This window comes from Rhizobium sp. P28RR-XV, from assembly GCF_012641385.1.
GTDB lineage: Bacteria > Pseudomonadota > Alphaproteobacteria > Rhizobiales > Rhizobiaceae > Rhizobium.
The window spans coordinates 104,731-131,448 of sequence record NZ_JABAIG010000005.1 but is presented as its reverse complement, the minus strand read 5'-3'; the positions used below and the strand labels follow the sequence as shown (position 1 = coordinate 131,448).

Genomic DNA, 26,718 nt, shown 5'->3' with positions numbered 1-26,718 from the left:
CGATGTGGAGCGCGGAAAACCCTATCCGAAACAGGCCACTGAAGGTCATCTTCGACACGGATCCCGGCGTTGATGATGCGGCGGCGCTTCTGTTTCTCCATGCCTATCCATGGGTGACGTTGGTTGGCATTACCACCGTTTTCGGCAATGCCGACATCGACACCGTAACGCGTAACGCGCTTTATCTGAAGAAGCGCTTCGCCATTTCCGCGCCGGTCGTGCGCGGCGCCGGCGCCTCGCTTGCAGGCGAGATCAGTTTGCCTCCGGCTCATATCCATGGCCAGAATGGGATTGGAGACATTCTTCTGGACCAATCCGGCCTCCCGGACCTAGATCAGCGCGCGGCGCACAGATTCATCATCGACACAGTGCGGGCTAATCCGGGTGAAGTTACGCTTTTGGCGGTCGGACGGATGACGAACCTTGCTCTTGCCCTGCGGGAGGCGCCCGACATCGCCTCCCTCGTCAGGAGCGTCGTCGTCATGGGCGGAGCCTTTTCGCTTTCGGGGCACAATGGCAACGTGACGCCGGTAGCCGAGGCAAACATGATCGGAGATCCCCTAGCAGCTGACGAGGTGTTCACAGCCGCCTGGCCAGTCACCGCAATCGGCCTCGATGTCACGCGGCAGGTTGTCATGGGACCAGCGGAACTTGATCGTCTAGCTGCCCACGGTGGCGAGATAGGGCGCTTCATCGTAGAGACATCCAGAGGATACCGCTCATTTCACGCTCAGTTCGGAATCGACGGATACTACGTTCACGATGCGACCGCAGCCGTCTATGTGGCCGATCCGTCGCTATTCCAGGTGCGCTCAGGTCCAATCCGCGTGGCAACGGAAGGGGTCGCGATCGGACAGACGATTCAGCGCGATTGGGAAACGCCCTATCCGCCTGGTGAATGGGACCTGGCTCCCGACCAGAATGTCGCTATCGGCGTGGACGCCAGTCGCGTGCTCGGCATGTTGCTTGGGACCCATATCCCAGCCCTTCTGGCATCCTGAGGGCAGTGCGGGAGATGGATGTCACAGGAAACGACAATCAGCTTTTGAACGCCCTTTTGACCACGTTGGAACACCACATCCTGCCGATGACGCGGCAGGGCGTGGCGCAGGGTAACAAGATCTTCGGCGCTGCCTTGCTGAAAAAGAGCGACCTCTCCGTCGTTCTGGCAGAGACGAATAACGAGACGGAAAATCCGCTCTGGCATGGCGAGGTTCATGCTCTCAAACGGTTTTTCGAGCAGCCGGAAGTGGGAAGGCCCTTGGCCAAGGATCTGATCTTCCTGTCCACGCACGAGCCTTGCCCAATGTGTCTTTCGGCAATCACCTGGGCGGGATTTGACAACTTCTATTCGTTCTTCACCCACGAAGATTCTCGCGACGCTTTTGCCATTCCGCATGACCTCAAGATTCTGAAGGAGGTCTTTGGTCTCGATCCTGGAAGATACCGACGCAAGAACGCGTTTTGGCAGAGCCGGTTCGTTCGCGACATGATTGCTGTTTCAGACAAAGCGGTTCGTTCGCATTTTGAAGACCGCGCCGCGGCAATAGCAGAAGAATACGCTTACCTGTCGACGCTTTACCAGCAGGACAAGCATCAAAACACCATACCGCTGAACTGAGGGCCGGAGGCGTTTTTTCAGCAGCGGGGCAGATTGGCTCGCCAACCTGCACGTTGGTCGCCGAACAACAGACGGAGCAGACGCCATACGGCCTAAGGAAAATGCAAAGCTGCGATCGGAATGGCCTTCAATTATCCCAAATAGCCAAGAGGTAGGAAAATGCCGGACTCGAATTCCACGTTGCAATTCTATCTGAACGGTGCCCTGGTCGTGATTGATGATCCATCCCCTTCGATGCTGCTCGTCGACTACCTGCGGTCGCCTGAGGTGCGGTTGACCGGGACCAAGAAGCCCTGCGGGCAAGGCGGCTGCGGCGGATGCACGGTCATTCTGTCCGACTGGCCAACCGGTGGCGGTGTCAGGCATCGCGCCATCAATTCCTGCCTCCGCAGGCTGTGTTCACTGAACGGAATGGCGATCACGACGATCGAGGGAACAGGTGGATTGCCCACGGAGGTTGCGGCTTATCCTGCGCATCATCCCACAGCCTCCCGCTTTGCACCGCCGTTCGATGCTCCGTTGCCTCTGAACCTTCTTGGAAACGTGAACACAGGGGGCGCTGATGTTTCACCGGATGGATCGAACGTCAATCCCGTCGCCTATTCTCTGGCGACGAACAACGGCAGTCAATGCGGCTATTGCAGTGTCGGCTTCGTGATGAACATGTCCGAATTCATTACCAACAAACCGCACGCTACGAAAAAGGAGATCGAGGGGATCTTCGATGGAAATCTGTGCAGATGTACCGGTTACAGACCGATCCTCACAGCAATGGAAACATGGGCAAGCGATTGGGACGCGGGCGATGAACAAAACCGCATGAAATGTTTCCAGGACAATCCGCCCGTCAATGTTCCTAAGACGGTGACCATACCGGTCCCGCAGTCTCCCACCCCCCAACCGCCTCTGTGGATGGACAATACGGATTTAGAGTGGTTTGCACCTGCAAGCATCAGCGACCTACAAAACATCTACAACAGTCTGACCCGGGACCAGAAGAAGCGCGTCCGCTTCATTCACGGTGGTACGTCGTTCGGCATCTATAAAGCTGAGTTCGCAGAAGTAGACGCCTTCATCGACCTGGCCGGAGTCGCCGAGTTGAACGGAAATGTATCCGGCGATTACTCCAAAGTGATTGTGCCTGCAGGAGCGACATACACCCAGGCGATTGATTATATCGAAGGCATTTATAGCGCCGAGGGAGACCTAGGCGCGACACTCTGGGACCCCATCTGCTACATGCTGAAACGTACAGCCGGTCGAATCGTCCGGAACGTGGCGACCGTAGGGGGCAACTTGATGCTTTATCTGCATCACGTGGCCAGCGGGGATCCATTTCCTTCGGATTTGGCAACTGCTCTCTCTCAGAGCGAGGACACCAATATAGTCGTCTATTTATACATGGGAGACACTGGACAGTTCATATCACAAAAATATAAAACAGTAGATCTGTTCTCCAGTATCGCGGATGGAAGTATCACTCCTGACGTGCTGATTATAGCAGCCGTAACCTTTCCCCTAAATTCATATTATGGGGGACAAAAATACTTTCAGATTGCTCAGAAAGTTGCGCTCAGGGAAGTCAATTCTCATTCCATCGTCAATTCCGGCATTACTTTTCGGTGGGACGAGTCACTCACGATGACCGTAAGGGCCTGCTTCGGGGGCGTCACCGGTTCGATTTGGCCTGCAGATTTCAACATCTTCAGCCCCTTCAGCGGAACATCGGGGCTCAATCTGACAGTTCTTTCGAGCGTATGTTCGAATCTATTTGATGCCGCCAAAACTGCTCTTCAACAGGCTGCGCATGTGAGGATGGCCGATACGACAGATGAGGGTTTCACTATCGAATATAAGGCGCAACTGATAGCCGGCATGTTCTTCAAAGCAGGTATCGCTTTGATGCCAAACGTGGGCGTAACGGTTCCCGAAAACATCATTTCCGCGGCGAAGCATACCTGGGGGGCATGGCCAGTCAGCGGCGGGCGTCAAGATTACGCTGCGGAGGATTACAAAGCTCCGGTGGGTCAGCCTTACATCAAAGCAACGGCCCTGGAACAATGTTCAGGCCGAACACACTACACGCATGAACTGGCATATCCTCAAGGTACCTTCCACGCTGCTTTCGTACAAAGCCGCAGAGCTTTGGCACAGTTCACGTTCCAATGGGCAAGTGCAACGGTAAGCGCTGATGAACTGAACAACAATTTGGCTTCAGCCTATCCGGGATTCCGACGCCTGATAACATCCCTCGATGTTCCCGTTCAGTTAGCCAATTTTCAAGGCATGGGCGGCGACCAGCCATTGTTTGCTGTCGACAAAGTTCTGTATTCCGGCCAAGCAATCGCGCTGATCCTTGCCGACACCGAACAGGACGCAAACCTGATCGCGGACTTCGTCTCGGCCAACTGTCTGGCTTATACGCCGATCGTCTGGGATGGAACCTGGGACCCAAGCTGGCAAAACCCCATCCTGACTCTGGAGGACGCAATTCAGAAGGGGAGCATCTTCCCCGACACGCCCGAGGCGGTCCCCTATCTCTGCCATATCTGGCAAATCAGGCGGCTCCGGAGCCGCATGGACTGGGCGGGGGCTCCGGTTGCTCCGTCCGATTTTGATGCCGCTCCCACGACCGACACGAAAACCATTGATGGGGCGAAGTGCCTTCACGTTGTCAATAATCAGAAAACCGGTGGCCAAGCTCATTTTTATATGGAAACGCAGGCCTGCCTTGCCATCCCGGCGGATGAAGGTCGTATCGTGGTCAACTCCTCCACCCAAAGCCCAATGGAGATGCACCAGACAGTCTCGTCGGCTCTCGGGAAACAATACAATAAGGTGAAAATCCAGACCCGGTTGCTGGGTGGGGCGTTCGGAGGCAAAACCGAGCAGGCTCGCTTTACCACAGGACCGACTGCGGTAGCCGCAGCGGTCGTGGATGCGCCGGTTCGGCTCGCGATGCCTCGCGACGAAGACACAGCCATGATCGGCAAGCGCCACGCACTTTATGGTGTTGGAGAAATCGCTGTGGACGATGGATCGGGTTTGGCGAGAGACAAGGGTGTAATAAAAGGAATGCAACTAACGATGTGGGCCGATGGCGGTGCATTTTACGACTGTTCGTTTATCGTCACGAACTGCATCCAAACCCGCATCGACAATGCATATATGATCGACAATTTCCTCAGCCAGATCGACGTGTGCAGAACGAACACCTCTCCCAATACCGCGATGCGCGCTTTTGGCGATATCCAAGCCACTAATATCGTGGAAAATCTAATCGACGATGCCGCCGCGGCCTTGAATATGCGCCCGGAGGATTTGCGCGAAAAGAATTTCTATCAGCGTGGTGATGTAACGCCTTACGGCCAGACCCTGACGGCATGCTATATGGTGGAGGTCTGGCGGTATCTGAAGCAAAAAGCCAACTTCGATGACCAGCTTGCGAAAGTTCAAACCTTCAATGCGCAAAACAAATGGCGCAAACGCGGCATCGCGCTAATCCCGGTCAAATATGGATCCGGATACAATTTCGAGCAACTGAAGCAGTCTTCAGCTATTGTTGTCGTTAACCAGGCGGACGGTTCGGTTGTCGTTCACCAGGGTGGCGTCGACATGGGGCAAGGACTACTCACGCAGGTAAGGCAGGTTGCGGCCTATGTGCTGAATATTCCGCAGACGCTCGTTCATGTGGAGTCGCCTCAGACAGACACGACCCCTAATACGAGCAGCAGCGGCGCGTCGACTGGCACACCTTACAGCGCGGAGGCCGTCAAACGCACATGCGAGCAATTGAGGCAGCAGCTGCATGAATTTGGCTATCAACTGCTCAAAGATAACGGGAACGACTGGTGCCGGGACAACGGTGTCGATTTCTGGAATTATGGGCTGGACGGGTGGAATACGCTGGTGACGACGGTGCAAGGAACCAAATTGATCTGGCAGAACGTTGTTAACTTGGCATATGCGAACCGGCTGCCGCTGACCGCCACGTTTAACGCCAATATCGAGCACGGCGACTTCGATATGCCGGTGTTACGGTTCAAGCAGCCGGACGAGCAGCAAGATATCCCGGGGATTACAAGAGCTCCCGACGTTTCCACCGTCACCGACGTGCAAAACCAATTCGTCGGGTTTACCTACTCTGCTGCCAGCTCCGTTGTTGAGGTAGACATCCTCACGGGCGAGACGACGATCCTGCGCTCGGACCTCGTCTATGACGTTGGCTGGAGCCTAAACCCCGCACTGGATGTCGGACAAGTGGAGGGCGCTTTCGTTCAGGGGATCGGCTTTCTTTTAACCGAAAACCTCGTTACCCAACAAGATGACGCTGGCCCGAATGAAAAAGGGCATTTGAATACGACCAACACCTGGCGGTATAAAATACCCGCCCATGTCACGGTGCCGCTCGAGTTCAACGTCTCTCTTTTCCCGCGAAACGATCCATCCGTGGTGGAGATCCCACCAGATGACCAGGGCGTTTTTTCCGCCAAGGAAGTAGGAGAGCCTCCCCTGGTGTTGGCAAATTCGGTGTTCTTCGCGATCAAAGATGCAATCAGGACATCGCGGTTGGAACGGAATCATAGCGCACTCTTTAATCTGCGCGCACCGGCCACAGTGCAGGAGGTCCGAAACGCCTGCGAAGTCGTGTGGAGCGAACTGGCAAGCTAACAGCACCCCGGCCGGCGGAACATTTGTGCCGTTGGCCACATGCGGCAACGCAATGCTGGCCTTCGTCGGCTGGATCAACCAGCCCACGTGACGAGCCATCGCCATGAGGTAGTGTCCGACGACACTTTGATTGGGGGCGCAGCGCCGTCGGACACTGCATGAGCCGGATCGGGGGTGGCATCCAATCTGGCAGAAGGCACTCTGCCATCTACCGGAGGTTTAGTTAAGCCGCCCGAATGGATGGGCTCGACGGCTGGCTCGCATTTTGAGCCTCGGCAACGGCCGCAGACCTAGACGACACGGACGTTTTCCGCCTTCGGATTTTTGGTTCTGCGATCCTGGCCGAGATCATAGGAGACTTTGGTATTCTTCGCGAGGGAGCCGCCACTTCGCAACTCCGAGACGTGGACGAAGACATCCTTTCCGCCATCATCTGGGGCGATGAAGCCGAAGCCCTTTTCGTCGTTGAAGAATTTGATGGTGCCTTCAGGCATGGTCGTTCCTTTCGATCACATTCATGAGAGCTATGATGATGCGACGCGACGAACTCACATTGTCGGCAATCTGGGTCTATAATCTGGCTTACTAACGCTTATTGCGCCAAGCTGAAATCACGTCGACGAGCCATCAATGCGTCCGTCTTGGCGGAACCTGCATAGCGCTGCCATTGATCACCGTGTCCATATAGTCATCTGCGAGTTCCAGCAGGGCTTCTGCTATCACTTCAGGTTCGCATCCGGCATGGAGAAGCTCATCCACTGCTGTGCCGATCTCTTGTCGGAGTTGCTCGCGACACTGCCGCTTCGACCGTTCGGCAAAACCAATCAACAATCCTTTATCTGGCATGAAGCAGCTCCTCCTCCGCGATGACGGATGTTCGCAGTAACCGAGAAGATATGGCGGAAGCGCCCACGAACAACCGCTTCAGTTGAATTTTTAAGAAGCAGCACCGGTTCGATCGTTCAGAAAGATTAATCAATCTGCAAAATCAACTATGCAATTCAAAATCCGAGATCTGTTATTGCAATGCACGATGGATTAGAAGATGTCCGTTGAGGATGCCGGCCTATTCGACTAAGCATCTCGAACCGATGGAGTATGTGTTTATGACAAGTTTTATTGAGAAATGGTCCGCAAAAAAGGCTGAGAAGCCCAAGGCTGGGACGCGCAATGCCCTCGAAGCCTTTCGGTTGAGGGTTGCCCAGCAGAAGGACTATCTCGAAGAGTATGAGCGCGACACCGCTGGCTTCAAGAAATGGCGTTCGACCTGGTTTCAGCGGGTTCCGGGCGGGTTTGGTGTGAGCATTGGCCGTGACGCGATAAGCGCAGGGGACGGGCTGAGCTACGTCGTCGTCGATAGCGCGAAGGAAGTCGCCGAGTTTCTCGATGATCTCCTGCAGCATGCTGAGCATGATGTCGGATTCCAGATAGCGCTCGAGAATAACCGCGCCCGTCGCGCAGCAGTGTTGAATGCAGCAAAGGCGCAGTCCAGCGCAACCAAGTCTGTTTCGGCCAAATCTCCCGCCAAAGCGCCGCGCGCAAAGCCCGGCCCGAGAGCAGGCAAGTCCAAGGCGAACAATTAAGCCAAAGCTTGAACCATCACCAACCCAAAACTCAGCCCGCTTCGCGCGGGCTTTGTCTTTTCGGCGCTTTGAACTATCGAACTAGTTCGTTCGTGCCGCTTTAGTTAGCGCCCCAGCGAGGTTGCAAAGCGGCTCTGTTGTGACAGCGTCCCCCGTCTGGACTGCGCCACGGTCTCATCCCACCAGTCGCCGCACCATGAGGATTTCCCCTATCTCCCTGTCGCCGTCCAACAGCCCGCCGGGAATTATCCCGACTTCGGAGAAACCTTCCCGAAGATAAAACCCTATTGCCTGTGGGTTTTCAGCGCTGACCGCCAGCTCCAGCTGCAAGATGTCAGTCTCCTTTGCAAAGTCGACGACCGCGCTGAGGAGATCTCCGGCAAGACCTGTTCGACGAAAACTCTCACGAAGATAAACCATGACAAGTGTGGCCCGATGGGCCATCTTTGCTGGACGTTGACGCAATAATCCCATCATGCCGATAGGCTCGTCCCCGCTGAACGCGATGAACACGGGATCGTTCAGCCGTCGGCGCCACTCGTCGTCGGACAAAACAGCCCAACCCTCAAATCGGCTGGCAAAGGACGACGGCTCGGTGCGAAGAGCCTCCAGGCGAATGCGTCGGAATATATCAATCTCATCAGAGGAAATTTGCCTGATCCATACTCCATCTGCACTCATAGCAGCCTCCAACAAAACGCTTTTAGGTCGCGGCGAACGCGTTGAACTCAATCCGCGCTTGCCATATGTCGGCAGGCTATCGTCTCCGAACTGCCTCGTCAGCAAGCACACCGAGACCCGCGGGGATTAGGCCCACCGCCACTCGGGGGAAGCAGAGTGAATTGCCCTGGCCCTGATTTGCGCGGACAACCCCGCCCAAATGGGATCGCCGGTAAAGCTTTCGAGATTACCGGATGCCTTGTTTAACGAGCAACATCCATATCGGGCGGCCAAGTCCGACATATCGCCACTTCGCTCGAATTCCAAAAAGGGATAACCCTCATCGGGCCGCAAAACGCGATGTCCCCATACGCTGGGCCGCACATCGGCGGACAGCACATCGAAGAGATCGTGATCGTCTGAGCGTTCGAGCGCGGTGGCAATAAGGTAACGCATGAGCGGATAATAGACCACCTGACGGCAGCCGCCGAGAACACGAATACCCGGCAGGATTGATATGACCAGAAACGCAATGAGGAGATTTGGCACCAATTGGCGTTGACGCAGTGAGGCTGCGAGGGTCTGGGGATCGAACCTCACATTGAAACCCGGCGAAGACCGACTTGTAAGAACGCCATTTTTTAGCCGCAGGGGAAATATCCGACCGTCCGCCAAACCCCAGAAGAAATCAGTGGTTTGCCGAATCCATCCCGCCCACGGCCCGGCATTGAGCTGGTCCAACGTCTGTAACAATCGTTCCGCAAACAGGCCATCGCCAGTGAGGCGGGTTGAAAGCCACGACGCCGCGTCCTCGAAATGTTCCGCGACGAGATCGGCAACATCGATGTCATCAAATTGCAGCAGCCGAATGGAGGGCGGAAACGCCCTTTGCCACAGGAACTGATTTGCAGCTTTGATCGCCTCGGCGGCCGAAGGAAACTCCGCGTCGGGTAGAATAGCCTTGAGCCGGGCCGCCGCGGCATTGGCGGGTCCAGCACCCTTTTGATCCGACAGAAGAAATCGATAAGGCCCGTGGAAGCCGCAGATACTGTAAGGATCCATTTGGCTTCGAGAAAGGCCAAAGACGTTTACCGGATGTCCGTCCAACCGAAGCCATCCAGGGCCCTTTTTTGCACTTTCCACGAATTTCACGGTCGAGGCGCTGTAGCAGACATGCCACCGGCACGCATATGCGCTCAGACCTAGGATGCTGAACAGATGCGTATAGAAAGCATCCGGCTCGATCAGCAAATGGCAATGAGGTCCAGTTTGGATAACCGGTGAAGCGGCTATTTGTCGGCTCGCATTTTCCGCACTTTCCCGATCGGCTCCTGACCTCAACGCCGTGCGCTTAACGAGCTTCTTAAACCGGGCCATCGCCTCATCGCGATGCGAACATCCGCCGCGGGCACTTTCGATATGATAAGCGGCCCTTGCATAGTCTTTGAGTGGGAGCGCCCAGAATGGCTCGAGGCCGGGCATAAGATAAGACAAGGTCTCTCTGACCTGCGCAGCGGTGCTAATACCGCAATCCGCACTCGACTGCTCCCCGCCCATTTGTCGGCACTCCTATTCCGCCAGCCCTGATTTTTACTGGTTGCGTCTGCATTGGAGTTGGTCCCAAGATGCGTCAAAAGGGGGACCGCGCGGATCGCCAAGTCCATCCTAGCGGAATGGGATCGTTCCGTTCGTTCACGAGAACGCGTGGCACAACTTCATGACAAAACTCTGCCGGCATGGCCGGCTTCACCATTGATGTCACAAAGTTTCCTAGTGATTTTAGAGAATTAGACGACACAATCGTATAGAAATTTCCGCTGTTCCAAGTGATCACAGAGTAACGGAAATAGGACTGGAGAGCCGTTGCCGAGGCTTCCAGATCGACCTGGAGATCTAGCATCGTATCCAGGACATCGCGCTTCTTGGCGACAATTTGGGTGTTGGAAAAAAATCGGGGCTTGAACAACTCATCCTTTTGACGCTCCCGTTCCAGATAAACTTCGATGTTGCGATGGCTGAGCTTTTGGACTTGCACCAGCAGGCCGCCGGGCCGGATTCGAGGCGTGACGAAAGCAAGTTGCTTTTCCCTATCACGACTGTACATCTGGAACGTCGTGTCCTCGAACAAGACGTCGTAACCGTTGCGGAAAGGTCGAAGATTGTCATCCGTGCCGTAACGTACATCATCCAGCTCGAAGAATGGCCCATGGTGGAAATGAGCGTCTTCGCTACCCCTTTGAGCAAAAAAACAGTCACGATTGCCGCCCGTTGGGCTGCAGCAGAGGGTCTTCAGTCGCCCGTCGCCCAGTTTTGCCAGCGCTCTTGCAAGTGTGCCGGCGCCTGCCCCTAAGGTATAGATGGTCGCGGCATGCCCGCTACGCGCCCATGATTGCAGACCAAACAACAGGATCGCCGCGGCGAGACGGCATTCCTCCTCCAGCCGATAGGGAATGCTTGCGAAATAATGGCTATCGAAATGCCCCCACAAACGCCGATGTGTATCCCAGAACGTCATGCAATCGAGATCGAAGGATAGAAGATCCATTTCGGGTTCTGGTCTGCCAAGATCGGGTGCACCTTCAAGCCCGCTGGCAGTTCGCTCAAAGAAAGCTGCGAACGAATTGAGCCGCGGAGCATTCCGCCAGGATTCCATGGTCTGTTGATCCACCATCGCGCGTTCCTCGACATTTAACCAAAGGATTAGTGCGGCTCTGATCCAACGTTCTGGACGAGCCTCGCGGTGCTGCTAATCGCCCTTATGCAAGGCGCTCTTTGCGGCTATCCGTGAGAACGTAGAGGTGATTGACGAGGCGCCTTGGTGCAATCTATCAATCTCGCTAGATTGACGCGCAACTGAGTTACACAAGGGCGTGATTACATAGAACTAAAAGTGCCCATGCAGCTGTTGTCAGGGCTGGATTATCTCAAGAAAACTCGCCCGTGCGATCGCCTGATAGATCGTCGCGGCATTGAGTTTGCGTTTGGCTAATCTCAGATAGAGGCGCACCACGCTTTCTGAAAGCCGCAAGGTCGAGGCGATGCGCTTCGGAACCATGCCGCTTGCAAGGAGCTGGAGGCACTCCTGCTCGCGTCTGGAAAGTTTTCGATAGCCGCCATTTTTCCGCAAGCCGGATAAGCAGAGCACTTTCTCGTGCAGGTAATAGGAAAGAATTTGGAAGTCGTGGCTGCTTGAACCGCTTAATTTTCGCCATTGAGACCTCGGCAGGTTCGACGTCGCAGAAAACAGGCTGCGCTCACCACGTGGACCTCTGACCGGAACCGTCATACCGTGCCGACCGACCCCAAATGCATTAGCCTCCCTGAAGAAGGCGCGAGTTCTCACAGACCTTCGATCCAGATCTGACCAATCGACGGGGAGAAAGCCGGTCTGGTTAAGGTCGATGACTGGGTCGATCTCGAAATAGTTCTTCCGAAGATAAAGAGACGTCCATTCTTGAGGATATGTCGTGCAATACAACGGATAGATGTTTGAGTGATTTGAGGGGCGAATTAGCAGAAAGACCAGATGAGCAAAGTCGTAGCGGTCTCGTATATCAGCCATGGCCACGTTCAAATCCGTCTTGTCGTCTACACTTTGCAAGGTCGCGAGAGACAATGACAATGGTGACTGTCGTCGGTCTTCCATGGAATTCCTTTCAAGAAGCGCGTCCGGATTGTAGTTGTCCGGGCATCTGAGGACGACCACATCGCCGCGTACGTGGGCGTTCGCAGTGGAGCGATGGCTGTTTTGCCCGTGACCGTCTATGGAAACGGCACTTATTTCGAGCCGCCAATTGCGGAGAGATCGACGCGCGTCCCTGCCCTGTAAGGATCGTTCCGGTTGGCGGAGCCCGACGTGTTCTGGCGCTCATCTTCCTGCCGTTGCTCGTATATGTCTTCATTTGTCTCGCCAGCCCGCGCCTCGTGCCTTGGTACGGCCACCTTCACGTCTGCAGGGTCTGGCGCCCGAAACACGGCCGTGCCCTCGAAATATCCCGTCTGCCAAGCGACGATGGCGTCATCGAACACCTGCGGCTGGACCTCCTCGTTGGTGGGGTTGCCGTACCACTTCATGACGATGCGATAGACCTTGGCGAACAAGCGAGTGCCCATTTTAAGATTGGCGCAAGCGTCGACGATGTCCGGCTTGAGTTCACCCGCCTCTATAATGCCGAGACCGGCCGGATATTGGGTAATCCCGACCCGTAATGTGTCGCGACCAATGTGCTGGCGGATTAGTTCCATGGCCTCGGCGAAGGTCGTCGGTTTCGGCACAAGAATGACGCGGTTTCCAGATCGGACCGTGACGGCAAGCGGATCCGGCGACCCTGCACGCTCGATGAACTGTTCCACGATCGCAGGCTTCAAGCCCGGATCGGCGCATTGCTTGATGAGGGCTGCATCTATCATCCAGTTTTCCTTTCTCAGGTATTGAAAGCGAAGACGACGGGCACATCGAAGAGCTTCGCCCAGGCATTAGTGCTCGCTTGCTGGATTGCGACGATCGATGTGCCCTTGGTCCACCAGCCGTTGCCGGTTGCCACGATGATGTCAGGACGCTGCAACATCGACTGCAGGACCGGCCAAAGGATGAGTTGTTCATAGCAAATTAGCGGAGCGATCCGAGCGCCGCCGATCTCGACGGCAGGACTTCCGAAAAGGTGGACACGAGCGCCACCGCCCTGCCTTGTCCAGGCAAGCCATGGCTGCCACATGGAGACCGGTACAGGCATGCGTTCCTGATAAAGAACCCTCGCTTCCTCGGTCGAAATCGCCACCAGCACATTGTCATAACCCACAGCGTTGACGACCGCTGCACCGGCAATGACGGTGATGTGGGGATCCCGGATTGCGTCTCGCCAGAGGCCCGCGACCGTTGGCGTCCAGAAGCCGAGCGCGCTTTCTGGAAGGACGACCACGTGGATTCCCTCGCCTGCCGCCTTGCGCGCCGTTGCAATCAGTTCACGATGACGCGCAAGCGATGCGTCGCGTCCGAGCTTTTGCCCATATTCGAGGTCGACGGCTTTCCATCCATCCAGTAGTTTCGGCTCCGTCCACGTAGCTACGGACCAAAGCCAGAACCCTCCCAGGATGATGGCCGCAGCCGGCCAAACTCGCGTGGTCATTATGAGAAGGCCAGCTGCAGTCGCGGCGAGGCCCCACCACCCCCATCCCGGAAACAAGACGCCGGCGGCCGTCAACGGATGCGCCCAGCCGGTGATGCCGAAAGGCGGCAGTCCTGTCAGGACGGCCGCTGCCAGATAGCGCACCGGCGGTCCTCCTCCCCGTCCATATCCACGCTGGTTTGCCCAGGCGACCGCATGCACCGCGACAAAAGAGAGACAGGCGCCAATCCAAAGTAGGAGCCCGGGCCAAAGCTCGGAGGAGTAGAAATTCGTGACACCTTGCGGCAGACCACGTGAGGCAGCGAGGAAATAGCCTGCCGATACTAGCGCAGCCACAAGGCGCGACGACGACATAGCCCAGAGCGCCGGAAAGAGCATTGCCACCGGAAGCGCCAGCAAGCTGCCGCTCCAGCCTGTCCAGCCGCACGCGACTGCAGCCATGACGAGCCATACGGATTGCCGGCGGCCAGGGATACGATCAAGGATCGTAGGTAAAAATCGGGCGGGCAAGACCGAGCAGGCCCGCACCGGGGATTGGTCCGAAATATCGTGAGTCATAGGAGCTCGCAAAGGAAGAGTGGAGAAAGAGGGTTCCGGGCGGCACGACCCCACCCAAATAGGACGTGATTGCCCTGCCCTCGCCGTCTGTCTTCAAGACAACGGATCGGGCAAGCAAATGGCCATCGATGACGACGCTTTCGCCGATCTCAACACGTTGGCCAGGAAGTGCTGCGACCGTCTTGATGAGTGGCGCAAAGCCACCGGCGCAGAGACCGTGACGAAGATACCCGCGCTGTCGGGCTTTCTCGAACAGGGGATTCACCGGTGGGCAGATGAAGACGAGATCGCCAACTTCAATCAGACGATCAGGCCGCTCGATGCGCCAAAGCCCGAGCGGCTCACTCGGCGTCAAGTTCAGCCTGTAATCGCCGATCCATCCGGCGACAACGACTCCGGACATGATCGTCAACGCGGCACCGAGTAACGGAATCACGCCGCTCTGCGTCACGGGTTTCTTCATTTGAGCGAGAGCCCCTGGTTCTTCGTCTGGCGAAGCGTCTCCGCCCGTTTCAACGTTTCCGTCATTTGTTCATGGGCGGCGAGCTGCTGGCCTGTCCGCATCACCGGCCAGGCTTGCTTTAGCTCTTCGCGCTGCTTTGACTGAAGACCGTCGGCGAGCTTCTCGAAGAGCGGACCGGCCGGCTCGCGGGCTTTGTTGGTGAGCAGCGTGCGGTCGCCGAACCGCTCGGCCACGGCTTTGTTGAAGTCGTCGATTTCGAGTTTGATCTCGCGGTTGCTCAGCGCGTATGCCAGCGCCGCAGGAAGATCGTTGCGATCGATCGCGTCGCGTGCGCGCTCCAGCACCGTGCGGACGGCCGGCGAGAGTGCGGGAATGTCGATCGACATACGCTGGCGCAGCGCCTGCTCATCCGCCGCCAGCCGCTTTGCCGCGTGTTCGCGCATCTGGAGATAGCGTTCGAGGTCGCGTGCCAGCGCCAGCACATTGACCTCGGCCACGCGGCGCGCCTCGCGATCCGCCTTGCTGGCGAGAATGCCGGTCTTGCCATTGAGTGGCCCGATCGACGCCGGCTCGGTGGCAAGCCTGTGCAGCGTCTCGCGAGCAGCCTGCCGGTCGGTAAGAGCGGCGTCGAAGTTCATCGCTCGGAATGCCGTCTCCGGATCGGAGAAGACGTAACGGAAGCGGATGGAGACCTCTTCCCACTGCTTCTTCAGCGACGGATCGGTGTCGAGCTTCCGTGCGACCGTGTCCGCAACCGAATTCTCGAACCGGGTCATGCCGGCAACCATGGGCTTTGACTCCTTGGCTGATGGTGTTGTCGGGGATTGTCGCAAGCCGAGATGCTCGGCGAGCACACGCAAACGGTCGGTGAGATCGGCGAGCCTGTTCTTTTGACGTAGCGTCCAGTCGAGCCGGTCACGCAGCAGCGTTCGCGCGACCGTGACAATGTGCAGGCCGCGGTTTTCGGCAAAACGGAGCGCCTGCCGATAGAGCGTCCCGCGCTCGTAATCGAGCGTGGTCTCCTTGGCGTTCTTCCGCGAGAGGATCTTCGTCAAGCCGCCGTTCAAGTGAAACGACCGCTGCCCGAAATAGAGCTGGACATCCTCGCGATGGCGGGTCATGGCGACATATGTCAGGTGCCGGTCGAGTGAGAGCGTGGCAAGCACTTTCACCCGATCGACGGTAGCACCTTGGCTCTTATGGATCGTGGTGGCATAGCCATGATCGAGATTGCTGTAGAACCGCTGCTCGACCGTCACCAGCCGCCGCAGATCGCCCTCGCCGACCATGGCGATGATCCGGTTCGGCGCGGCCTCGACGACATGAGCGATCATGCCGTTCTTGACGCCGAGCGAGCCCTCGTTCTTCAGAAAGACGATCTGGTCGCCGGCGTCGAAGCGGCGCGTGCCATCCGCGGTTTGGAAAGCATGTCCTTCTCCGACAATGCCACGCTCGACCAGCTTTGCACGGACCAGTCCATTGAGCATGTGCACGTCGCGGCGCAGATGCGCCAAGATCAGCATGGACTTGTTCGGATCGTAGTCGTGGTTCCACGATGCGACCAGACTCTCGACGGCTTGCGCCTTCAACGTTTCACCGATGACATGACCACGGCGGCGATAGGCAAGAAGCGCCTCATCGATATTGCCGCGCGCCAAGTCGAGCGAGGCATGCCGCATCCAGTCCTCGCGCTGGCGATAGATCGTCTCGAGTTCGGCATAGCCGATGCGATCGACAATGGCGCGGAACGCAGCACCCGCCTCGATCGGCTGCAGTTGCTCGGGATCACCGACCAAGACGATCTTCGCGCCAGCCCTGACCGCTGCATCGACGAAGCCCGCCATCTGCTTCGACGCGACCATACCGGCCTCATCCATGACGAACACCGTCTTTGCATCCAGCATGTCGCGCTGCTGTTTCCAGCGCAGTTCCCAAGAGGCGAGCGTGCGGCTCCGGATGCCGGCTTCTTTCTCGAGACCCTCGGCCGCCTTGCCGGCAAGGGCCGCGCCGACAACGCGATATCCGGCAAGTTCCCAGGCCTCGCGGGCCGCCTTCATCATGGTGGTCTTGCCAGCACCGGCGCGGCCGACGACGGCGGCGATCCGTGCAGAGCCCGCAACATGCTCGATCGCAGCCTTCTGTTCGGGCGAGAGACGCGTGTGACGGGAGAAGACCGCCTCCAGCACGCTCTTGGAGACGCCATTGGCTTTCCGTTCCGACAGCCAGGTCGCCTGCCGCGCCATCTCGGCTTCGAGCCGTATCAATTCCCGCATGGTGTAGCGCGCCCGCATCCGCTCGCCGGTCGCAAAATCGATCGTATCGCGCTGAAGGCGCAGCAATTCCGAGCTCTGCATGACGCGCGCCAGGAGCTGTTGGAAGACGTGGTGATCGTCGACATAGCGGTGCAGCACCTTGGCGATGTCGCGTTCATCGAACACGCTCTTCTCACGCGTAATGAGGTCGAGGACGATCTGCGGGCGCCGAAGCATCCGCCGCGCGTTTTCCGCCCGTCGCGCCTCGTTCAGGTCCAGCCGTTCGAGCTCCGCACGGACGCCCCGGCTTTCCGCCTTTCGCTCGATCGCCTTTGTCCCGACGCCAAGGTGGATGGTCGGCTCCAGCTCGATGCCCTGCTTTTCGTAGGAGCGGCCATCGATGCGAAGCTCGACACCATTGACCGCCAAATGATGGTTCTGCCGTTCGAACCATCCGTCACGCAGGGCATTGAAGTCATCGGCCGAACCGGCCCAGAGCTCATAGACGATCTTGCCGGCCTTCGTTCTGAGTGGTTGCCCATCCTCGCCGATGACCGGAACCTTCTTCGCGCCGAAACCAGCCTCGGTCAGCGGGCGTAATGTTGTCATCAGGTGGATATGCGGATTGCCGGGATTGTCGTGGTAGACCCAGTCCGCGACCATGCCGTTCGAAAGGACATGTCTTTCGACGAAGTCCCGTACGAGCGCGATGTTCTGCTCGGGCGTGAGCTCGAGTGGCAGAGCGATGGTCAGGTCACGGGCGAGCTGTGCATCGGATCGCTTCTCGAACGCCTCGACCTTGTTCCAGAAGGCCTCCGAAGCACCCGAGATCGAGCGGTCGGCGATCAGCGCGCGCACCCAATTCGGGGCATCGGCTGGAAGCGCGAACTCCTCATGCAGCAGTCCCTGCTTGCGGGTATAGTCGAGGGTGCGGGCTTCGCGCTCGTATTCCATTTTCGCGCAATGGCGGTAGGCCGCCGACAGCACCGCGCTGCGGCCGTCGCCGCGGCTGACGATGCTGACGGAGAAGTGGGCGATGGCCATGGCGACGAAAGCTCCCTGGTTCGAACTCGGCCCATCGGAGCGGCGGGCCAATCGAGCCCCCTGGCGGAGCCGCAACGCAAGACGTCGTGTCAGCGACGTATAATTGCGCCCTTGGACCCGCTCCTTCGGAACGGCCGGGATCATCCGTCAAAGTGGCGGCTTTGCCGACGTGCAGATCTGCACGTTTCCTTCGACAGGCATACGGGCGAGTTTCGGCGCTGCCGATGCACCGCCAAACAAAAGAGGATGAACGACCGAAATGAAGAAACCCTCGTCGAAAATCAGAGAAGACATCGCGCGGCTCAAAGACCAGCTCAGGCAGGCGGAGGCGCGCGAGGCCGAACGTATCGGCAGGCTCGCGCTAAGGGCGGGTCTCGGCGAAATCGAGATTGATGAAGCCCTACTTCAGACGGCCTTCGAGGATATCGCCAAACGCTTTCGCGGCGGAAAAGAAAATGCAGCCGAGAAAAAGAACGGCGGTGGGGTTGGAGCCGGTGGCGCGGTTGTCGCGTCGCTCGAGACTGGCACTGTTCAGAGCAGCACTCGCGAGGCTTGAGCGGATGCGCCAGATCTCGTCCAGCGAAGCGCGAAGGAAGGATACGCGCGAAAAAATCGAGCTTGGCGGCCTGATCGTGAAGGCTGGCCTGCGATATGAAAAGCGGGCCCTTCTTCTAGGACTGCTCATTGATGCCGCAACACGGATGCAAAACGATGGTTCGGAGCGCGCAAGGCTGATGGCGATCGGCACGGAGGCCTTTCGTGATAACACCCAGTAGGTTCCTCCTAGCTATCGTCCCGGCCGCAATCATGATCGTGGCCACGATTTTCATCCCGGGCATTGAGCTCTGGCTCGCTGCCTTCGGGAAGACCGCCGAGAGCAAGCTGGTTCTCGGCCGCATCGGCCTTGCGCTTCCCTATACGCTTGCCGCCAGCGCCGGACTGATCTGCCTGTTCGCCATCAATGGTGCGATAAACATCAAAACCGCCGGCTGGAGCGCTGTCGTTGGATGCGTAGTGGTCATCCTGATCGCCGTGCTTCGGGAGACGGTTCGGCTCGGCGGCTTTGCCAATCGTGTCCCAGCGGGCCAATCGGTCTTGGCCTATGCCGATCCATCTACGATACTCGGCGCGGTGATAGTCTTCCTTGCCGGCATCTTCTCTTTGCGCGTCGCGATGAAAGGAAACCTCGCCTTTGCGCAGACGATGCCGCGACGCGTTCGCGGACAGCGAGCGGTGCATGGTGAGACCGACTGGATGAGCATGCCGGATGCGACAAAACTCTTTCCGGAGAGCGGCGGTATCGTCATCGGCGAGCGTTACCGCGTTGACCGCGACAGCATTGCGGCCATAACGTTCCGAGCTGAAAATCCGCATAGCTGGGGAGCGGGCGGCAAGTCGCCGTTGCTCTGCTTCGACGGCACGTTCGGATCGTCGCATGGCATTGTCTTTGCCGGCTCTGGCGGCTTCAAGACGACGTCGGTGACGATCCCGACCGCACTTAAATGGGGCGGTGGACTTGTCGTACTCGACCCGTCGAAAGAGGTCGCGCCGATGGTCATCGAGCATCGACGGAAAGCTGGCCGCAAGGTGATCGTTCTCGACCCAGCCGCCTCCGAAGTTGGCTTCAACGCGCTTGACTGGATCGGGCGCTATGGTGGCACCGATGAAGAGGATATCTCCGCCGTTGCCTCGTGGATCATGAGCGACAGCGGTCGCGCGCCCAATGTGCGTGACGACTTCTTTCGATCCTCGGGACTACAATTGCTCACCGCCATGACAGCCGACATGTGCCTCTCCGGTCATACGGAACGAGAGGAGAGAACGTTGCGACTGGTGCGTGCCAATCTGTCCGAACCGGAACCGAAACTGCGGGCGAGGCTTCGAGACATCTACGACAACTCGGAATCGAATTTTGTGAGGGAAAATGTTGCCGCGTTTGTGAACATGACACCTGAAACGTTTTCAGGGGTCTACGCCAATGTCATTAAGGATACGCACTGGCTTTCCTATCCCAACTATGCCGCGCTGGTGTCCGGTTCAACGTTCTTGACCGACGAGTTGGCCAATGGCCAGACCGACGTCTTCATCAACATCGACTTGATGGCGTTGGAAACCCATTCTGGTCTCGCTCGCGTCATCATCGGCTCGTTCCTGAATGCGATCTATAACCGCGACGGCGCGATGAAGGGACGTACGCTGTTTTTGCTCGATGAGGTGGCCAGACTTGGTTACATGCGGATATTGGAAACCGCGCGCGACGCCGGTCGGAAATACGGCATCACCTTGACAATGATCTTCCAGTCCATAGGCCAGATGCGGGAAGCCTACGGCGGCCGCGATGCGGCAAGCAAATGGTTCGAGAGCGCAAGCTGGATTTCGTTTGCCGCTATCAACGATCCAGACACCGCCGACTACATTTCGAAGCGCTGCGGCGACACCACAGTCGAGGTCGATCAGATGAACCGCTCGACAGGAATGAAAGGATCTTCGCGGTCGCGATCGAAGCAACTGAGCCGCCGACCGTTGATTATGCCACACGAGGTGCTGCGTATGCGCGCAGACGAACAGATCGTGTTCACATCAAGCAATCCGCCGCTTAGATGCGGGCGCGCCATCTGGTTCCGGCGTGACGACATGAAAAGCTGTGTCAGGACGAATCTATTTCATCGAAGCGAAGGTCCTAACATGGATGGCAGCAGAGGTTAGGACCGCCCTCGTCGGGGTCGCGCCAAGCGGCTAGTCCCATAATCGAACCCATCATGGAAATGAATTAGTACACTCTGTCCGATTCAAATGCGTCGCTGGGCAGGTGAATTCCGCCGCGAGTCAGAAGATTCGGAAAGGTTTTGGTTCGGCCGATCACATTGGGGCGTTCCCGAAACAGAATTCTCAGTCGGAAAGCCAGCCTTTTGAGAAGGGCCGCCTCCAGCCCTTCTCTCCATATTTCCGATCTACGAGCGGTTGGAAAAAAGCGGGATTACTCGCTGATCTCCTTCTTCCCGCGAAGCGGTCTGCCGTTGCTCTTACGGGCACGAACCCTACTCCAACTGTGCTTGTGAACACGGCAGATGCGCGCGACATGGCGATGTCAGTCGCTTGCGCCTCCGCCTATCCCGTGGCATCGTCATTTCTTGCTCTTCGGGGTTATTCGGCGCGCCCGAGGGAAGGTGATCCCCCGGGCGAAACCGATGCTCAGATCACGCCATCAATCCCATGGAATGACGGCCATCAGGTCCTCGTCGTCCTGACCAGGATAGCGGCCCAAATTCGCATTGAGCCTGCCGTGGCCGGTGCTAATGGAAAGGCTGTAATAGGCACCACCGCTCTGGTTCTTTTTCCGCCAGATCGCACCGATTTCCACCTGCCGGCCCTTTGGAGACTTGGCAAAGAGGCGGTAAGCCGGCGCATCGGGATTGGTGCTGCGGTTTTCCTTCCCCGTGATGTCGAGATCATAAGAGATGGAAGCGATGTTGCCAGTGAGGGTCTTGCTCTCGCCGAAGTGGATAAAGTTTGCGTAGTCGGTCATTGTGTGTCTCCATTGGTTGCGGTTGGTATCCGAAGGGCCAGCCCCTTCGGGCGAAGCCTCCCCGGTCTTTCCCGGGGAATGGCCTCTGACATTCCCCGGGACAGAGTGGGGAGGGCGAAAGCCCGCCCCGCGGCGGCGAACAGGACTGTCAAGCGGCGTGGCGCGGAAGACGGAAAACTTCACGGGTCCGCTTGCGGACAGGCGCGGAAGAAAGACGGCTTCACGGGCCGCTTTACCGGCCTGGGCGGCGATGTCATGGGGCGAACAAATTGGAGTGGCCCTAAACGGGCCCCACCGAAGGTTGCGGCGCAACCGATGGACAAGAAACCGCCGCCGGGAACGGCGGAGACGAAGGAAGATCGGCTGTGTACCACCACCGGCACAGAGCTCGGACCATTCAACGAGCGGATGCCTTAAACGATCTTAGAAACCTGCATGCCGGGCCAGATGGTCGTTTCCCACTGGCTCCGGAAAACCCTACGGCGCTATGAGGAGGCGCGGGTTTCCTCCGCCTGCTCCGCTCGCCGGCGATGCCGGCTCACTCCGGCCGCGGCGGCGCCGCCCGGCGGCGCTGCGGCTGGAAAACGATTACGGACAGCGCAACGCGCAGACTCATCTCTTTTGATCGCGCCAGCGCGACGTGAAACGAGCACGCGCGCTCCGGAAATGATGAAGAGCATTGGAGAAATCAGCATGGCGCCGGCCGCGGGCCGGGATTTCGGGAATTCTCGACACGCAAAGAGCGGAACAAGGGCAGCCGCAGGAGCTTCAACATAGTGGCCCATCGGGGAGGCGGGATCGACTGCCCCCGCACTTTGCGTTCCGCTTTCATCGGGCATGGGAGGGAGCGTCGAAGGGCGGAGCCGCGCGGAAGGGAGGAAAGTCCGAAGCGGCCGTTGCAGAAGACGATCAAGGCATGCCGGCCGGCGGCCAGACATGCCCCATCCAGCCCCCGAGAGAACCGGCAGATCGGCTTGCGCAGATTGCGTCTGGCAGGAGGCGATGGTTAACGGCAAGTCTGTAGGCAGTCTGTCCTTCGAGATCATGCCGTCACTGGCGATATCATCGCCCCTCCGCAAGCATGCAAAGCAAAACGGAAGCGACCCCCAAGACTACCGCTGATGTCGCCGAAGCACCCGTTAATATCCGAACCTATTTTAGGTCGAAGCGGCCAAAGCAGCAGTGTTGACTGAGAACCAAAACCCTGCCCAGGTCAATCGCGAAAGCCCTTTGCCATTCGTCGCGCTCACCAAACAAGCCGCAAGTCTTCGGTTTGAGGCGGCCTCGTCGCCAAAGCCGCGATTTTTTAGGAATTCCGTACTGAATATCTATGAGTGCCCTGTGATCGCTAAACACCGCACCGGCTTCGCCAGAGGCCGTGTGATTGAGTTGGCAGGATGCCGAAGGCTCCAGAGACATCGGTGGTGAAACAGGCGACCCAACCCACGTGGCGAACTTAACTGTTTCGAAACTGGGCCATAATGCAGGCCGATGAAAACCGCGACCTATAGAGATCGTTGAGGCGAGGCAGCGTCATAGCTGCCGCCGATATTCCCGAGGCAGATTCGATTTCCGCCTCGGGGAAGGTTCCAAATACCTTCTATTCTTTCGCGGCCTTATGCAGCTTTCCGCGAGCTTCGGTCAGTAGCGGTAGTAACGGTGATGGTGGTGATGACGATGCTTGTACCAACCGTAATGATGGCCGCGCCAGTAATGGCTTCGGTAGCTCCGATGCGATCCCCAATAGTGAGGCCGATGATGTCGCGGACCATGCCAATGGCGGCGGTAATGGACCGTTTGAACGGATGACTGGACCTCCGGTTTCGTCATGTTCATCATCGGGGCAGCGGATGCAGCACCCGCACCGATCAACAAGCCGACACCCAGAAGCGCTGCAAGTAGACTCTGATAGATTTTCATAGTGAACCTCCATTCGTGTCATCATATTGAAACCAAACGGCTGAATGGAGCATGAATGGTTGTCGCACCTGACTTGCAGTAAAATTTTTGACCAGACGCAGCCAATTGGCGAGCCCGCAACAATCGAGATCGATACACTTTCCCGGCGGCGTCAATTCATGTTTCAGCACAGCGGCATTCGAGTTACGGAATTTCCCAGTGCTGTCTCGTTGGAGCGGGGCAGGTGTGGCCGGCAGGATGAGGTTGTCCGATCTCCCTTAGAAATCGCCAGCGCCTGCAAACAGGCAAATCCTTTCGGTGGTCGTGCTACGGGGCCCTCTGATTGCGGGACAACACGAACGCACATCGCTGTAAAAAGATGCATCGAATCAAAAGCGCGGCCGCCAGGCGAAAAACGGGAAGACAACCGGTCAGAATATTTGAAATTAGATTCGTTTCGGCTGGGAACAATCGATCGGGTGATTCGGTTGAATCGGATTGGTTGTTGGGAGTGCGCGTATCATGGTTGCTCCTCGAGCGAACTGGAAAGGCTTTATCAAATTCGGAGAGGTTGCTTTCCCGGTGGCGCTCTATACCGCGGCCTCCACATCCGAACGCATTGCGTTTCACACGCTCAATCGGGCCACGGGAAACCGCGTCCGCCGGGAATTCATCGATAGCGAAACTGAGGAGCCGGTTGACCGCGAGGACCAAGTCAAAGGTTTCGAGATCGAAGACGGGCGTTATGTCGTCCTCGAACCGGAAGAAGTCGCCGCCGCCATTCCGGATAGTGACAAGACGCTGAGGATCGAAGCTTTCATCCCCTGCGACGAGGTCGACGACATCTATTTTGACAAGCCCTACTATCTTGCTCCCGACAAGATGGGCAGCGAAGCCTTCAAGCTTTTGCGGGACGGCATGAAGAAAGCCAAGGTCGCCGCGATTGCCCGCACAGTCCTCTTCCGTCGCTTACGCACGCTTTTGATCCGCCCACATGGCAAAGGTCTGATTGGATCCACCCTAAACTACGATTACGAGGTTCGGTCTTCCGAAAATGCCTTCGATGAAATGCCGGACCTGAAGATCGAAGGTGAGATGCTGGAGCTTGCCACGCATATCATCAATACGAAGAAGGGCGCGTTCGATCCGCGCCAGATTGATGATCGATACGAGGCGGCCGTCGCCGAGCTCGTGAAGGCCAAGATCGAGGGCCGCACGCTGCCGAAGAAGAAGGCTCCGCCACCATCGAAAAAGGGCGACCTGCTGCAGGCACTTCGAGAGAGCGCGGGAATGACTGCGCCTGCAAAAGCAAAACGCACGGGCACTGCGAGCAATGCCGGAAAGAGCAAACAGGACGCAAAGCGGGCAGCAATCCCGAAATCCCGCGGCTCTGCTGGTACCCAGCAGCGCCGCGCTGGCTGAGGGAGGCTTAAATGGCGCTCCGCCCCTATTGGAAAGGCTATCTCAAGCTCTCGCTGGTCACCTGCCCTGTACAGATGATGCCAGCGACATCCGAAAACGAGAAGGTGCGTTTCCACACGTTGAATCGTGAAACGCACAATCGCATCGTCAGCCATTACGTCGACGCGGTGACCGGCAAGGCGGTCAACGAAGACGATGAAGTCAAAGGTTATCAACGCGGCGAAGACGAATACGTGATCCTGGAAGACGAGGAACTGGAGAATGTCGCGCTCGAAAGCACCAAGACGATCGACATCGAGGTATTCGCGCCCCGAGACAGCGTCGAGTGGATCTGGCTCGACACGCCTTACTATCTCTCTCCGGACGATCCGGTCGGAGAGGAAGCCTTCTCCGTGATCCGTGACGCCATGGCGGCCGAGAATATGGTCGGCATTTCGCGATTGGTGATTTCCCGGCGTGAGCGCGCCGTCATGTTGGAGCCGCGCGGCAAAGGCATCGTGCTGTGGACGCTGCGCTATGGCGATGAAGTGCGGGATGCGGATCTGTACTTCGAGCGAGTGGACGACGAGCCGGCGGACCAGGAAATGATGCCACTGGTGCTACAACTGATCAAGAAGCAGACGCAACCCTGGAGCCCGAAAATGGCCTCCGACCCGGTCCAGGATAAGCTGCTCGATATTATCGCGGCGAAGAAAAAGCAAATGAAGAAGCCGGTGAAGACCAAGCCGAACGCCAAAGATCAGGCGGAGCCAGCGCCGAGCAACGTCATTAACATCATGGACGCTCTCCGCAAATCCGTGGATGCCGAGAATCGGCCCGGCAGGCGTTGAGCCATGGTCCGCCGCCATGCCCTCCCCCTCCTCGACACGTCGATGTCATCGCGTCAATCTCGCCCGATCCGCAAACGCGATCCGGATCAGCCCAGCCTGCCGTTCGACCCGATGCCGGAACGGATCGAGCCTTGCCTCGCCCTTTTGAGGCCAACAGTCCCGGTGGGTCCAGATTGGCTCTATGAGGTGAAATGGGACGGCTATCGACTTGCGGTTCATATCGAGCCGGAGGGCGTTCGGATCATCACACGCGGCGGCCACGACTGGACACATCGATTTCCGACGATAGCCGAGGCGGCACGCAAGCTGGGTACCACGCGCGCCATCCTGGATGGCGAGGCCGTCGTTCTCAATGGGCAGGGCAAATCGGATTTTGGAGCGCTGCAGCGTTCGCTCGGCGGTCGGGGCGGAAAGCGCATCTCGACGGAAGCCATTCTCTTCGCCTTCGACCTTCTTTACCTCGATGGTCACGACTTCACACGAACCGAGCTGTCAGTGCGCCGTCATTTTCTCGAGGATTTCGTTCCGGCCGGTGGTGAGGGTGCAATTCGGCTGTCGGAGGAACTGGCGCTGGATGGGGAAATCTTGCTCGACCACGCCTGCCAGGTCGGTCTTGAAGGCATCATCGCCAAGCATCGCGATGCGCCATACCGGAGCGGCCGCACCGGCGACTGGTTGAAGATCAAATGCGTCCAATCCGAAAGCTTCATGATCGTCGGATACGAACAGTCGAAGACTGCGCGCGGCGGCTTGGGAAGTCTGTTGCTTGCCGGCAGGCGTGGATATGACTGGGTGTATGTCGGCTCCGTCGGAACGGGCTTCAACGCAAAGGATGCCGACCATCTCAAGAGGACGCTCGATCGCCTGAAGACGTCGAAGCCGGCGGTGCCGCTCAAGGGGAAGCGCTTCGTGTTTGCGCAACCGACGTTAATTGCGGAGATCAAGTTTCGCGGCTGGACTGACGATGGCAACCTTCGTCACGCCTCTTACAAAGGCCTTCGTGAAATCCAGGACAATGCGGCCGTCTTCGAAATAACCAATGGCAGCGGTTACCCGCCTTGAA

The 26,718-nt window shown here is 57.7% G+C and carries 22 protein-coding genes; 10 read left to right on the top strand and 12 right to left on the bottom strand.

Annotated elements, in window-relative coordinates; all coding sequences use genetic code 11:
- Nucleotides 1-2: 2 nt before the first annotated feature.
- The 3 genes from HGP12_RS12220 (at nucleotide 3) to HGP12_RS12210 (ending at nucleotide 6,292) form a co-directional block, all read left to right on the top strand.
- Nucleotides 3-1,001, top strand: a complete 999-nt coding sequence (locus tag HGP12_RS12220) for a nucleoside hydrolase (RefSeq protein WP_168844133.1) — start codon at nucleotides 3-5, stop codon at nucleotides 999-1,001.
- A gap of 14 nt (nucleotides 1,002-1,015) precedes the next feature.
- The gene (locus HGP12_RS12215) at nucleotides 1,016-1,621 is read left to right on the top strand and encodes a nucleoside deaminase (protein WP_168878890.1); all 606 of its coding nucleotides are present in this window, start codon (nucleotides 1,016-1,018) and stop codon (nucleotides 1,619-1,621) included.
- 159 nt (nucleotides 1,622-1,780) lie between these two features.
- The gene (locus HGP12_RS12210) at nucleotides 1,781-6,292 is read left to right on the top strand and encodes a molybdopterin cofactor-binding domain-containing protein (protein ID WP_168878889.1); all 4,512 of its coding nucleotides are present in this window, start codon (nucleotides 1,781-1,783) and stop codon (nucleotides 6,290-6,292) included.
- Nucleotides 6,293-6,582: 290 nt separating this feature from the next.
- Here the strand turns inward: HGP12_RS12210 and HGP12_RS12205 are convergent, their stop codons facing one another.
- Together HGP12_RS12205 and HGP12_RS12200 are read right to left on the bottom strand one after the other, a co-directional pair.
- Complete coding sequence (locus HGP12_RS12205; RefSeq protein ID WP_168878888.1) at nucleotides 6,583-6,786, bottom strand: cold-shock protein; 204 nt, start codon at nucleotides 6,784-6,786, stop codon at nucleotides 6,583-6,585.
- Between the two features lie 133 nt (nucleotides 6,787-6,919).
- Nucleotides 6,920-7,138, bottom strand: a complete 219-nt coding sequence (locus tag HGP12_RS12200) for a hypothetical protein (RefSeq protein ID WP_168878887.1) — start codon at nucleotides 7,136-7,138, stop codon at nucleotides 6,920-6,922.
- Nucleotides 7,139-7,350: 212 nt separating this feature from the next.
- On the opposite strand from HGP12_RS12200, the gene HGP12_RS12195 reads away from it, so the two are divergent.
- Complete coding sequence (locus HGP12_RS12195) at nucleotides 7,351-7,875, top strand: hypothetical protein (protein WP_246703341.1); 525 nt, start codon at nucleotides 7,351-7,353, stop codon at nucleotides 7,873-7,875.
- A 174-nt stretch (nucleotides 7,876-8,049) separates the two neighbouring features.
- Here HGP12_RS12195 and HGP12_RS12190 read toward each other — a convergent pair whose 3' ends face one another.
- From HGP12_RS12190 to traA, 8 genes are all read right to left on the bottom strand, one after another.
- On the bottom strand, nucleotides 8,050-8,556 hold the full coding sequence (locus tag HGP12_RS12190; RefSeq protein WP_168878886.1) for a GNAT family N-acetyltransferase: 507 nt from the start codon (nucleotides 8,554-8,556) through the stop codon (nucleotides 8,050-8,052).
- A 126-nt stretch (nucleotides 8,557-8,682) separates the two neighbouring features.
- Complete coding sequence (locus HGP12_RS12185) at nucleotides 8,683-10,092, bottom strand: hypothetical protein (RefSeq protein WP_205926440.1); 1,410 nt, start codon at nucleotides 10,090-10,092, stop codon at nucleotides 8,683-8,685.
- Nucleotides 10,093-10,165: 73 nt separating this feature from the next.
- Complete coding sequence (locus HGP12_RS12180) at nucleotides 10,166-11,206, bottom strand: class I SAM-dependent methyltransferase (RefSeq protein WP_168878885.1); 1,041 nt, start codon at nucleotides 11,204-11,206, stop codon at nucleotides 10,166-10,168.
- Between the two features lie 237 nt (nucleotides 11,207-11,443).
- Nucleotides 11,444-12,181, bottom strand: coding sequence for a helix-turn-helix transcriptional regulator (locus tag HGP12_RS12175; protein WP_168878884.1), 738 nt, complete (start codon nucleotides 12,179-12,181; stop codon nucleotides 11,444-11,446).
- Between the two features lie 131 nt (nucleotides 12,182-12,312).
- The gene (locus HGP12_RS12170) at nucleotides 12,313-12,945 is read right to left on the bottom strand and encodes a TraH family protein (RefSeq protein WP_168844104.1); all 633 of its coding nucleotides are present in this window, start codon (nucleotides 12,943-12,945) and stop codon (nucleotides 12,313-12,315) included.
- A gap of 14 nt (nucleotides 12,946-12,959) precedes the next feature.
- Complete coding sequence (locus HGP12_RS12165; protein ID WP_409527210.1) at nucleotides 12,960-14,135, bottom strand: conjugal transfer protein TraB; 1,176 nt, start codon at nucleotides 14,133-14,135, stop codon at nucleotides 12,960-12,962.
- Nucleotides 14,136-14,139: 4 nt separating this feature from the next.
- Nucleotides 14,140-14,670, bottom strand: a complete 531-nt coding sequence (traF, locus tag HGP12_RS12160) for a conjugative transfer signal peptidase TraF (protein ID WP_168844129.1) — start codon at nucleotides 14,668-14,670, stop codon at nucleotides 14,140-14,142.
- Between the two features lie 8 nt (nucleotides 14,671-14,678).
- Nucleotides 14,679-17,978 (bottom strand): Ti-type conjugative transfer relaxase TraA, encoded by a 3,300-nt coding sequence (gene traA, locus HGP12_RS12155; RefSeq protein WP_168879121.1) that lies wholly within the window; start codon nucleotides 17,976-17,978, stop codon nucleotides 14,679-14,681.
- Nucleotides 17,979-18,237: 259 nt separating this feature from the next.
- On the opposite strand from traA, the gene traC reads away from it, so the two are divergent.
- From traC to traG, 3 genes are read left to right on the top strand one after another with little or no spacing between them, the layout of a single operon-like run.
- Nucleotides 18,238-18,534, top strand: a complete 297-nt coding sequence (gene traC, locus HGP12_RS12150; RefSeq protein WP_168878882.1) for a conjugal transfer protein TraC — start codon at nucleotides 18,238-18,240, stop codon at nucleotides 18,532-18,534.
- 4 nt (nucleotides 18,535-18,538) lie between these two features.
- Entirely contained in the window at nucleotides 18,539-18,754 is a 216-nt protein-coding gene (traD, locus tag HGP12_RS12145; protein WP_168842948.1) for a type IV conjugative transfer system coupling protein TraD, read from the top strand.
- The gene (gene traG, locus HGP12_RS12140) at nucleotides 18,741-20,684 is read left to right on the top strand and encodes a Ti-type conjugative transfer system protein TraG (protein WP_168879120.1); all 1,944 of its coding nucleotides are present in this window, start codon (nucleotides 18,741-18,743) and stop codon (nucleotides 20,682-20,684) included. Before traD ends, traG begins: the two co-directional genes overlap by 14 nt.
- 499 nt (nucleotides 20,685-21,183) lie before the next feature.
- Here the strand turns inward: traG and HGP12_RS12135 are convergent, their stop codons facing one another.
- Both HGP12_RS12135 and HGP12_RS12130 read right to left on the bottom strand, forming a co-directional pair.
- On the bottom strand, nucleotides 21,184-21,504 hold the full coding sequence (locus HGP12_RS12135; protein ID WP_168842947.1) for a DUF736 domain-containing protein: 321 nt from the start codon (nucleotides 21,502-21,504) through the stop codon (nucleotides 21,184-21,186).
- A 1,641-nt stretch (nucleotides 21,505-23,145) separates the two neighbouring features.
- Nucleotides 23,146-23,424 carry a hypothetical protein gene (locus tag HGP12_RS12130; RefSeq protein WP_168842946.1) on the bottom strand — a complete coding sequence of 93 codons (279 nt, stop codon included), beginning with the start codon at nucleotides 23,422-23,424 and terminating at the stop codon, nucleotides 23,146-23,148.
- Nucleotides 23,425-23,925: 501 nt separating this feature from the next.
- Between HGP12_RS12130 and HGP12_RS12125 the strand changes: the two genes are divergently transcribed.
- Genes HGP12_RS12125 through ligD form a run of 3 tightly spaced genes read left to right on the top strand, consistent with a single transcriptional unit; the run spans nucleotide 23,926 to nucleotide 26,717 of the window.
- A complete protein-coding gene (locus tag HGP12_RS12125; protein WP_168878881.1) occupies nucleotides 23,926-24,825 on the top strand; it encodes a Ku protein in 900 nt (299 codons plus the stop codon).
- Between the two features lie 11 nt (nucleotides 24,826-24,836).
- On the top strand, nucleotides 24,837-25,655 hold the full coding sequence (locus HGP12_RS12120; protein WP_168842944.1) for a Ku protein: 819 nt from the start codon (nucleotides 24,837-24,839) through the stop codon (nucleotides 25,653-25,655).
- 3 nt (nucleotides 25,656-25,658) lie between these two features.
- Complete coding sequence (ligD, locus tag HGP12_RS12115; protein ID WP_168878880.1) at nucleotides 25,659-26,717, top strand: non-homologous end-joining DNA ligase; 1,059 nt, start codon at nucleotides 25,659-25,661, stop codon at nucleotides 26,715-26,717.
- Nucleotide 26,718: the final 1 nt, after the last annotated feature.

What these genes read in the sequence shown, in the direction of transcription:
- HGP12_RS12125 (WP_168878881.1), top strand. Translation starts at nt 23,926, where the DNA reads ATGGTTGCTCCTCGAGCGAACTGGAAAGGCTTTATCAAATTCGGAGAG.
- HGP12_RS12185 (WP_205926440.1), bottom strand. Translation starts at nt 10,092, where the DNA reads ATGGGCGGGGAGCAGTCGAGTGCGGATTGCGGTATTAGCACCGCTGCG.
- HGP12_RS12120 (WP_168842944.1), top strand. Translation starts at nt 24,837, where the DNA reads ATGGCGCTCCGCCCCTATTGGAAAGGCTATCTCAAGCTCTCGCTGGTC.
- HGP12_RS12180 (WP_168878885.1), bottom strand. Translation starts at nt 11,206, where the DNA reads ATGGTGGATCAACAGACCATGGAATCCTGGCGGAATGCTCCGCGGCTC.
- HGP12_RS12210 (WP_168878889.1), top strand. Translation starts at nt 1,781, where the DNA reads ATGCCGGACTCGAATTCCACGTTGCAATTCTATCTGAACGGTGCCCTG.
- HGP12_RS12170 (WP_168844104.1), bottom strand. Translation starts at nt 12,945, where the DNA reads ATGATAGATGCAGCCCTCATCAAGCAATGCGCCGATCCGGGCTTGAAG.
- HGP12_RS12205 (WP_168878888.1), bottom strand. Translation starts at nt 6,786, where the DNA reads ATGCCTGAAGGCACCATCAAATTCTTCAACGACGAAAAGGGCTTCGGC.
- HGP12_RS12200 (WP_168878887.1), bottom strand. Translation starts at nt 7,138, where the DNA reads ATGCCAGATAAAGGATTGTTGATTGGTTTTGCCGAACGGTCGAAGCGG.
- HGP12_RS12130 (WP_168842946.1), bottom strand. Translation starts at nt 23,424, where the DNA reads ATGAAAATCTATCAGAGTCTACTTGCAGCGCTTCTGGGTGTCGGCTTG.
- HGP12_RS12220 (WP_168844133.1), top strand. Translation starts at nt 3, where the DNA reads ATGTGGAGCGCGGAAAACCCTATCCGAAACAGGCCACTGAAGGTCATC.
- ligD (WP_168878880.1), top strand. Translation starts at nt 25,659, where the DNA reads ATGGTCCGCCGCCATGCCCTCCCCCTCCTCGACACGTCGATGTCATCG.
- traC (WP_168878882.1), top strand. Translation starts at nt 18,238, where the DNA reads ATGAAGAAACCCTCGTCGAAAATCAGAGAAGACATCGCGCGGCTCAAA.
- traA (WP_168879121.1), bottom strand. Translation starts at nt 17,978, where the DNA reads ATGGCCATCGCCCACTTCTCCGTCAGCATCGTCAGCCGCGGCGACGGC.
- HGP12_RS12175 (WP_168878884.1), bottom strand. Translation starts at nt 12,181, where the DNA reads ATGGAAGACCGACGACAGTCACCATTGTCATTGTCTCTCGCGACCTTG.
- HGP12_RS12190 (WP_168878886.1), bottom strand. Translation starts at nt 8,556, where the DNA reads ATGAGTGCAGATGGAGTATGGATCAGGCAAATTTCCTCTGATGAGATT.
- HGP12_RS12195 (WP_246703341.1), top strand. Translation starts at nt 7,351, where the DNA reads ATGCCGGCCTATTCGACTAAGCATCTCGAACCGATGGAGTATGTGTTT.
- HGP12_RS12215 (WP_168878890.1), top strand. Translation starts at nt 1,016, where the DNA reads ATGGATGTCACAGGAAACGACAATCAGCTTTTGAACGCCCTTTTGACC.
- traD (WP_168842948.1), top strand. Translation starts at nt 18,539, where the DNA reads ATGCGCCAGATCTCGTCCAGCGAAGCGCGAAGGAAGGATACGCGCGAA.
- HGP12_RS12135 (WP_168842947.1), bottom strand. Translation starts at nt 21,504, where the DNA reads ATGACCGACTACGCAAACTTTATCCACTTCGGCGAGAGCAAGACCCTC.